At 67.7% G+C, this 1699-nt stretch carries 1 protein-coding gene; it reads right to left on the reverse strand.

All coding sequences use genetic code 11. The features are described 5' to 3' along the window. Nucleotides 1–15: 15 nt before the first annotated feature. On the reverse strand, nt 16–1644 hold the full coding sequence (locus ACIQRL_RS40810) for an ISAzo13 family transposase (RefSeq protein ID WP_401341418.1): 1629 nt from the start codon (nt 1642–1644) through the stop codon (nt 16–18). Nucleotides 1645–1699: the final 55 nt, after the last annotated feature.

Raw genomic sequence — 1699 nt, forward strand, 5'->3', positions numbered from 1 at the left:
AGGGCCAGCCGATCATTAACCTGTCGTCTTGATCTTGCTGTTGGGGTTGTTGCATTGAGCGGCGACTCTGGCTCGAAGGGTTGCCAGGGTCGCCGGTGGGGTGGCGGCCGGCGGGATGGTGATGCCATGTGCCTCAAGCAGTCGCCTGATCTTCAGCAGGGTGCGGTGCATGGCGGTGCGGCTGCTGGCGAAGAGCACGGCGAGGGGTTCTGCGGCCAGGTTGACGCGCAGGTGGAGCACGGTGGCCAGGACCTGGTCGTCGAAAGCGAGCCGGGGTGGGCGGCCGCGCCGAGTGTCTCCTTCCGGAGCCAGGGTCTGGATGAGCTGCTGCAGCTGGGACGGGGCCAGGCCGGTCAGCGCGGGATCGGACAGCAGTGCCGGATCCCATGGGGGCTCCCGTGGCCGGCCGCTCCGGGCTGCCGGAACAGCCGGGATCGGCTGAGGATGCAGGACATAGTTCCAGTCGCCGTGGAAGGCGTGACGGGTCAGTGGCAGGGCCGCCATCTCCGCGTCGCCGACACCGACGCCGGTGGGATAGGCATTGGTGTCCAGCTCGGCCTTCACCCGCAGTCCGGTGCGGGTGGTGGTCGCGGCAATGGACTCGAGGATGACCTCGTGGCTGGTCAGCGGGCGGCCGCGCCAGTTCATCGTGATGTGGGAAAAGAGCCGGTGCTCGATCTTGTTCCACTTCGAAGTGCCCGGCGGCAGGTGACAGACCGTAATGGTCAGGCCGGTCTCGGCCGCCAGGCGGGCAAGGTGGAGTTTCCAGGCCCGGGTGCGATAGCCGTTGGAGCCGCCCGCATCGGCGGTGATCAGCAGCCGTGAAGCCTGTGGGTAGTCGGCCTGGCCCTGATCGTGCCACCAGCGACGAATGGACTGCACCGCGAACGTGGCGGTGTCGTGGTCGGTACCGACATTGACCCAGCCTGTATTCGCCGCCAGGTCGTAGACGCCGTAGGGGATGGCCTTGCCCAGCCGAGGGTCGGTGAAGTCGTGGACGTCCACCAGCACTGGTTCCCCCGCCGGCCGCCAGGAGCGGCCCGGATTCTTGAAAGCGCCGATGAGCTCCTTCTTCTTGGCATCGACGCTGATCACCGGCTGCCCATCGTCCCGGTGGCCGCGTGCCTGCTCGTTGAGGTAACGGAACTGGGCGTCCCGATCCGCGTGCTGACAGCCCTCGAGCGTCTTGGTGTTGGCCTGCAGGCTGAAGCCCTCCTCCCGCAGCAGAGCGGCGACGGTATCCGCACCAACCCGATGTCCCTGGCGGGTCAACTCGACCGCCAACGTGCGGGTCGACTTGGTCGTCCACCGCAACGGCGACATCGGATCCCCGCGCTCATCCGGCTCGACCAGTTGCAAGAGCGCGGTTCGCAGCCCGGGGTCGAGGTCCGCGACGCGTTTACGCCCGCCGCCCGACCGCCGCACCCGCCCCAGCAGGGACTGGCCCACCTCCAGATCGAGCATCCCCTTGCGGACCGTCGTCTCACTCACCTTGGCCGTCCGGGCCACGGCCCGGACACCGCCATGCCCCAACCCCCGGGCCTCCGCGGCCATCAGCAAGCGCCGCTGCCGCTCGTTCAGATGCGGGAACAACACCGCGAACTTCACAGCAAGTTGATCACGCGTCTCGTCCGGAATGCGCATACGACATCAACGAGCCCCCGACCCGAAAGCAACACCTTGATGATCGGCAGGCCCT

The sequence above is a fragment of the Streptomyces sp. NPDC091209 genome, assembly GCF_044757755.1.
Classification (GTDB): Bacteria; Actinomycetota; Actinomycetes; order Streptomycetales; family Streptomycetaceae; genus Streptomyces.

Excerpts from the sequence above, each read along its gene's own strand:
- ACIQRL_RS40810 (WP_401341418.1), bottom strand. The coding sequence starts at position 1,644 with ATGCGCATTCCGGACGAGACGCGTGATCAACTTGCTGTGAAGTTCGCG.